The organism is Microvirga tunisiensis, assembly GCF_009296175.1.
GTDB lineage: Bacteria > Pseudomonadota > Alphaproteobacteria > Rhizobiales > Beijerinckiaceae > Microvirga > Microvirga tunisiensis.
Window position 1 is genome coordinate 1 of the sequence record NZ_VOSK01000339.1, and the last position, 6,384, is coordinate 6,384.

The following is a 6,384-nucleotide window of genomic DNA, read 5'->3' on the forward strand; positions in this document are numbered from 1 at the left end:
GGGCTTAGGCCCAACCGGATATAAGGTGATGCGGACGAACGGTTCGCATGAGCGCCATCGGGCTCAACCTCGGAGATCACGGCAGCACCTGCGACCAGCACTTGACTGACGTATCGGCCCATATAAGGGCATGATGCCACGCACACCTGCCATCCCCGCCTTCGGCTTCTGGACAATGACTGCTTCGCTTATCGCTCCTTGAATGCCATTGAGGCCGAAGCCACAGCCTTTGCCGGCTTTGGCGGTCATCTCGCCTTCCAGATTCGCGACATGCGAGTTGAACATCATGGGCGTGACGACACAATCTTGAGCTTGTGCATCGCCTCCAAAGGACGTGCAGGCAAAGCCAAGAATAGCCAGGAAGACGTGCTTCCTCATAGGATCCCCCAATACGAGATTAGATAGATTTTATATATTATAACATATTTTTTGTGGAAGATCCGCTTACCACGAAGGCGATAGTGCCAGTGGAAATCGGCTTATGCTCGGGCATACATGAAGCCGTCGGAGGGCACGCGAAATTCGATTCGCTCTGGCTAGGAAGCGCGCTAAGAGACCAAGAACACTCATTCAATGCCACGCCCTCAAGCGGATCTCATACGTGCCCCCTATCAAGCTCACCCTCGTCGTTGCCGTCGCCCTGATCGACACGGACAACCGCATCCTTCTGGCCCAGCGGCCGGAGGGAAAGCAGCTCGCTGGCCTGTGGGAGTTTCCCGGCGGCAAGGTAGAGCCGGGCGAGCGGCCGGAGGAGACGCTGATCCGCGAGCTGCGCGAGGAACTCGGCATCGCGGTGAAGGAGCCCTGCCTCGCGCCGCTGACCTTCGCGAGCTACCCGTACGAGACCTTCCATCTGCTCATGCCGCTCTATGTCTGCCGCCGCTGGGACGGTTTCGTACAGCCGCTCGAGGGCCAGGCCTTGAAATGGGTCAAGGCGCAGGAGCTGCGCAGCTATCCCATGCCGCCCGCCGACGAACCGCTGATCCCGTTCCTCGTCGACCTTCTCGGGCCTTGAAGGGCGTCCATGTCCTCGCAGAATGCCGGAGCCATCGCGTCGACGCCTGCGCCAAGTGCAGCCTTCGTTCTCTCCAACCTGCTGGTCTGCTCATTCCTGTGGGGCAGCTCGCTCCTGCTCGTGAAGTTGAGCGGCAATCTGAGCCCGTTCGTGCTCGCCGCCATGCGTGGCCTGATCGGAGCCGCCACTCTTTCGCTGTGGTTCAGTCTTCAAGGCAAGAGCATCCTGCCGCAGCGGCACGAATGGCGCATCTGGGCCGTGCTCGGCACCCTCAACGGTTGGCTTCCGAACGTGCTGCTGGCCTATGCCCTGACGCAGATCTCCACGGCTCCTGCCGCCATGATCCAGGCCTCGTCCCCGCTGATCGTCGCCGTGCTGTCGCATCTGCTGTTCGCCGATGAGCGGCTGACGCCGCAGCGCTTCGTGGGCGTCCTCATCGGCTTCCTCGGCATGGGAATTTTAATCGGTCCCGCCGCCCTGCCGGACAGCGGCATCAATGCGACGGGCGCGCTCCTCATGGCGGCCGCGGCCTTCAGCTATGCGACGGCGAATGTCTTTGTCCGCACCGTCAAGCAGGCGGATCCGGCCAGGATGGCGCTGGGCCAGCAGATCTGCTCCGGCTTTGCCGCGACTTTGCTCGCCCTCGTCGTGGCCGGCCCTCAAGCCTTTGCTCCCGTTCCGTCACGCCTCGGGCCGCTGCTCGCGCTCGGTGCCCTGTCCACGGCCCTGCCGATCCTGCTGTTCATGCACCTGATCCGCCGCATCGGCCCGACCCGCGCCTCGATGGTAGGCTATCTCGCGCCGGTCTGGACCACCATCATGGCGGTGCTGTTTCTCGATGAGAGCGTCGGCCTGCGCGAACTCGCCGGGGGCGCCGTGGTGCTGACAGGTGTGGCACTCGTGTCCTTGAGCGGAAGACTCAAGCCAGTTCGTTGAGCATCGCGCGCGTCGCAGGCGGGATCTCAACCGGACGCTGGGTGGCTCGGTCCACATAGACATGGACGAAATGGCCGTGGGCCGAGGCCTGATCGGCGCCGGCCTTGAAAATCCCGATCCGGTAACGCACCGAGGAGCGCCCGAGATGTGCGACAGCGATGCCGGCTTCGAGCACCTCCGGAAAAGCGACGCTCTCGAAATAGGTGCAGCCCGATTCCACCACGAGACCGACGACAGGGCTGTCAGCGATGGCGAGCAGACCTTTCTCGACAAGCCATCCGTTCACGGCACTGTCGAAGTCACATCAAACGCAGCAGATCATATTCCTTGGAACATGGCGTCAAACCATTGCTGCGTAAGACCTTCAGCTTGAGGCCTTCATGGCCTCAACCAGCGTTCGTAGCGGTTCGGGAAGCGGAACAGGCCGATTTGATGCCCGATCCACATACACATGGACGAAATTGCCTTGGGCGGCGGCATCTGCATTCCCAGCCGTAAAGACGGCCAGCTCGTATCGAACGCTTGAGTTCCCGATGTGCCCTGCCCGGACGCCGACCTGAACTATCTCAGGGTAGGAAATAGTCCGGAAGTACTGGCACTGGCTCTGAACGACCAGCCCGATAACCGAACTGTTTTGGACGTCCAAGACTCCGCCTTCAATCAGGATCCTGTTCACGGCGGAATCGAACCACGCGTAGTAGACAACATTGTTGACGTGGCCATAGGCGTCGTTGTCCGACCATCGCGTCGTAATCTCGACAAATTGCCGGTACGCATCCCGTGTGTCGGGGAGAAGCCTCAACCCTGCCGACGGTCGCCTCTGAGCGCTTCCATCATTCGCCATTTCGGCACCAATCCTTTGTCTAAATGCGAGAAGCGCCTCCCCGGCCAAAAGTCAGGGAGTCGTGGCCTATGCCCCCCTCCTCCAGCTTCTCTTCTAGAAGATTGGGGCGCGGTGTGCTGTCCATTACCGCGGACGCCCTAGCTGATGTTTGGAAGACGTACCGGCCGGGATGTTGACGCTTCGAGCTACCTCTAGAATCGAAAGCGGGCCTTTTGCACCAAAGGCATCTCCTTTTGGATCGTTGCAAAGTTGCACGAACAGCTTAGTTTCCCAGCCCGTGGTTGTCCTAAGCACAATGCCACAACGGCCCGGCCGATCTGAAAGATCAATCAGTTGGTCGGGCCGTCCATGTCACACCTCAACCTTTTTATGTCCCATCCTGGGCTGCTGAGTGTTTCGTGACCCATTCATCCAGCATGCCGCCTACGCCAGGGCGCACAGCAGTGAAAGTATGTAGGAGACCATGCGCAAAGCCGTTCTGCTTCTGTTGATCGTCTCAGCCTCAGGCTCCGTGTCCATGGCGCAGGATGTTGCGCAGTCGGTCTCTGCGATCACTGTCACCGAGACCATCACTCAAAGTTCTGCTGACAAGGACATTGGTAAGTACTTCTCTGCATGGGACCAAACTGCCATGGCACGGCGGCATCGTATCGTCGGCGAAAAGGCTGTTCGATCGATGTGCGTTGAGTGTCTCGGCCTTCGCTACAACAAGCCCGGCCCGAAAACGCCTCTGATCCTTCCGGAAGAGCTCTCGAACTATCAGGGAGAGCCACAACTCGAGAGTGAGCCGTAGTACAAGGCTTGTTTGATCAACCTATAGCCGCTGAATGCCGCCTGGGGCCGGAGAAAGGCAATCAACCCTCTCCTCACCCCTTCATGCCGGGTCATACTCCATCTGTGCCATTGCGTTCGCGGTTCCGTGAGGGATTATCTGGCCGGACAGGGGGTAGCTCAACGCCAGAGCGCCGGGATCCCGCTCCCAGAGATGCAGTGTCCAAGCCCTGCCTCCCTGCCCACCTCCCTCAACCCTCTCTTCACCCCTTCATGCCATACCCTCGGTATGACCTGCTCGGGCTTTCAGTGGTCGACGTCGCCCTACTCCCGCGACGCCACCGCAATCTCCGCAAGCCCACAGAATTGTCTCATAATGCTCGGAGCGTAGCCGCATTGCGGCCAAGGTTAACTTTAGGTTAACTGCCACCCGTGGAGGCAACTACGGGCCGGGGGCCGAGTCTAGGTTCATCAATAGGATCAGGCGCGGCCTAATTCGACCAACGCAGAGGGGAGATCATGATGCAGGCGGCGAAGAAAGCCACGCAGGACGGAACCTATACGGTCTATATTCAGGGCAAACCGATCGCATGGGGCCTCAGCAGCACAGCCGCGGACAGACTTATTGAGCGGCTGCGCTCACCAGCCAATCAGCCGGCCCTGGTTTGAGGAGCGCGATAAGTTTCTTCCAGGACTGTTACTTTCCCGACAGACGGCAGCACGCAGGATTGCGTACAAGGGCTGAACCGGCTCTTTCTGCCCCTACGGGTCGGCACCTTTGAGCGCTCCCTTGAGACGGTGAAGCGCTCTTTTTTCGGCTGGGACCTCAGATCTCTCTTCTACCCATCTACTCACACCCCTGTGGACTGCGGGGACAAGGCGCCCTCCCCTATAGGCTTAGCTGCCTCGCTCAAGGCATGTTCCCGGTTCGTTCATGGAGTGGAGCATGCCCAAGACGTACGACCGCACCTTCCAACTCAGGCACTACCCTCTCCCGAAGGTGGTCGTGGAGTGCATCAAGTGCGGGCGGCAGGGTCGGTTCGTTGTGGCTCAGCTGATCGAGAAGCTCGGAGAGACCTATCCCGTGCACCAGGCGAAGGATCGGCTGGCCCAGGACTGGGAATGCAAAAAGCCAGATGCGATACCCGCCGACGCTCTACATCCGAGAGCTATGTACTGCCTCCCTCACCTGCCCGAGTGGCAGGAGCGTGTGAGCCAGTTCGTCTTGGACATGAAGTATGGCCGGAAGCCGGATTCTCTGTATGCCGAGCCGGAAGCAAAAGCCCCGTCAGCCTGAGCCAGGATGCAATGGAATCACGGGAAGGTGATACTATTTACCTTTACCAGTACCGCCTCAACCCGTACCTCAGCCCGATGACCATGGTGCCCCTATGAATCTATCCCCCTGAGCGTCCCTGCTGTGGCGCCCTTTTTTGCCAGCACCTTCTTAGACTTTTGTTCTTTCTGAAGGCATGTTTTCACACCATTCTTGGATGAGACCATGTCTAAGGCCTACGCTCGCACCTTCCAGCTCAGGCATTACCCTCGCCCACAGGTCCTCGTGGAGTGCACCAAATGCAAGCGACAGGGTCGATTCGACAAGGCGCAGCTGATTGAGGAGCTGGGAGGGACATATCCGCTCTTCCAGGCCGTGAACGAGGTGACCCAGGATTGGAAATGCGAGAAGTTCAACGCGATGCCAGCCTATGCCCAGCATCCGAGAGCTATGGAGTGCTTCCGTTACCTCCCCGAATGGCAGGAGCCCGTGAACCAATTCTTCCTCAAGGGGAACTATGGGAGAAAGCTGGGCCCCAAATAAAAAGGGCCCTCCCAAGCCGAAGCTCAGGAGGGCAAGTTTGGGAGGAAACGCCCAAGAAGGGCTCCTCCCCACCGGAGGCACCGGCAGGGAAGCTCTAAAGAGGCGGGACCGCCAAAGCGGGCAGATCCTGCCAGATGGTCCAGAAGCCGTGCGGGACGGCATAGTTGGCCTGCCCCCGGATCATGAGGTCTTTGACGTTGTCGAGTTCAACCGGGATCTTGGCGCATAGCTCATTCGAGCCAGGCCCAAGACTGGCGGTTCGGATATCCTTGATGACCTCACCGTCACGCCGGCGGGCAACCACCGCCGGATACTCAACGGCCGTGCCGGCTACAATCAGCGACCACGCAACGACTGTCGGCTGCGCGTACCGCGCCTTGTGCCAAGTCCACTTCCAGCAGACCCGCCCAGGTTCACGTAAGATCACTTCCGCCCTTTGATCGGAGAGGACTGGAGCGAAGTGTGCCTCAAGCGTTGGGCTGACGTAGAGGAACAGGGAGGAACCAACGAAGGCGGCCAGCAGCCAGACGGCTGCTCCGGCCATGATCTTGCGCACGGTCACTTCACGCCTCCACCTTTGATAAAGAACATGACGGCTGTGCCGATTCCGCCGAGCAGGATCGTCATCACGGCAAGGAATCCCTGCTTGACGATGGCCTCCTTGATCTCGCGGGAGGAGCGCATGGAGGCGAAGTCCTTGCGCAGGTTCGCCATGTCGTCGGGATCAATCCCGGCCCGCTCAAGGAATCGCTCGATCCCGCGCTCGACGGCATGCTCCGCCGCCAGCTTCGCGATGTTCTCGAGCTGGCTGACCGGGAGAACAGCCTGTGGGCTCATGCCCAGGTCCGGGATATCCGCCATGATGAGCTAGCCCGGTTAATTCACGGCGCCCCATCTGAGATTGGCTGTACGAGCCTTGCTGGCAAAGTTGACCGGATTTCAGGCATGTCCTCACCACCTCCAGGCGTTCTGCTTGGCGGATGAGAGCGGCGCGTTTGC

11 protein-coding genes are annotated in these 6,384 nt (G+C 59.8%); 6 read left to right on the top strand and 5 right to left on the bottom strand.

Features of this window, described 5'->3' with window-relative positions; all coding sequences use genetic code 11:
• Nucleotides 1-63: 63 nt before the first annotated feature.
• Nucleotides 64-378, bottom strand: a complete 315-nt coding sequence (locus tag FS320_RS35900) for a hypothetical protein (RefSeq protein WP_152717132.1) — start codon at nucleotides 376-378, stop codon at nucleotides 64-66.
• 223 nt (nucleotides 379-601) lie between these two features.
• Between FS320_RS35900 and mutT the strand changes: the two genes are divergently transcribed.
• Both mutT and FS320_RS35910 read left to right on the top strand, forming a co-directional pair.
• Entirely contained in the window at nucleotides 602-1,015 is a 414-nt protein-coding gene (gene mutT, locus FS320_RS35905) for an 8-oxo-dGTP diphosphatase MutT (protein ID WP_162003461.1), read from the top strand.
• A gap of 9 nt (nucleotides 1,016-1,024) precedes the next feature.
• Complete coding sequence (locus FS320_RS35910) at nucleotides 1,025-1,951, top strand: DMT family transporter (RefSeq protein ID WP_152717133.1); 927 nt, start codon at nucleotides 1,025-1,027, stop codon at nucleotides 1,949-1,951.
• Here the strand turns inward: FS320_RS35910 and FS320_RS35915 are convergent.
• Both FS320_RS35915 and FS320_RS35920 read right to left on the bottom strand, forming a co-directional pair.
• Nucleotides 1,935-2,237 (bottom strand): hotdog domain-containing protein, encoded by a 303-nt coding sequence (locus FS320_RS35915; protein ID WP_162003462.1) that lies wholly within the window; start codon nucleotides 2,235-2,237, stop codon nucleotides 1,935-1,937. The two genes, FS320_RS35910 and FS320_RS35915, sit on opposite strands and share 17 nt — an antisense overlap.
• Before the next feature lie 78 nt (nucleotides 2,238-2,315).
• Nucleotides 2,316-2,795, bottom strand: a complete 480-nt coding sequence (locus tag FS320_RS35920) for an acyl-CoA thioesterase (protein WP_152717134.1) — start codon at nucleotides 2,793-2,795, stop codon at nucleotides 2,316-2,318.
• A 463-nt stretch (nucleotides 2,796-3,258) separates the two neighbouring features.
• Here FS320_RS35920 and FS320_RS35925 point away from each other — a divergent pair, with 463 nt between their 5' ends.
• The 4 genes from FS320_RS35925 (at nucleotide 3,259) to FS320_RS35935 (ending at nucleotide 5,385) form a co-directional block, all read left to right on the top strand.
• Nucleotides 3,259-3,588 (top strand): hypothetical protein, encoded by a 330-nt coding sequence (locus FS320_RS35925; protein WP_152717135.1) that lies wholly within the window; start codon nucleotides 3,259-3,261, stop codon nucleotides 3,586-3,588.
• 497 nt (nucleotides 3,589-4,085) lie between these two features.
• Entirely contained in the window at nucleotides 4,086-4,235 is a 150-nt protein-coding gene (locus tag FS320_RS46395) for a hypothetical protein (RefSeq protein WP_162866318.1), read from the top strand.
• Between the two features lie 277 nt (nucleotides 4,236-4,512).
• On the top strand, nucleotides 4,513-4,863 hold the full coding sequence (locus FS320_RS35930) for a hypothetical protein (protein WP_152717136.1): 351 nt from the start codon (nucleotides 4,513-4,515) through the stop codon (nucleotides 4,861-4,863).
• 204 nt (nucleotides 4,864-5,067) lie between these two features.
• Nucleotides 5,068-5,385 (top strand): hypothetical protein, encoded by a 318-nt coding sequence (locus FS320_RS35935; RefSeq protein WP_152717137.1) that lies wholly within the window; start codon nucleotides 5,068-5,070, stop codon nucleotides 5,383-5,385.
• Between the two features lie 94 nt (nucleotides 5,386-5,479).
• On the opposite strand, the gene FS320_RS35940 is transcribed toward FS320_RS35935, so the two are convergent.
• On the bottom strand, nucleotides 5,480-5,947 hold the full coding sequence (locus FS320_RS35940) for a hypothetical protein (RefSeq protein ID WP_152717138.1): 468 nt from the start codon (nucleotides 5,945-5,947) through the stop codon (nucleotides 5,480-5,482).
• Nucleotides 5,944-6,246: a hypothetical protein gene (locus tag FS320_RS35945; protein WP_152717139.1), complete on the bottom strand. Its 303-nt coding sequence runs from the start codon at nucleotides 6,244-6,246 to the stop codon at nucleotides 5,944-5,946. Before FS320_RS35945 ends, FS320_RS35940 begins: the two co-directional genes overlap by 4 nt.
• Between the last annotated feature and the right edge of the window lie 138 nt (nucleotides 6,247-6,384).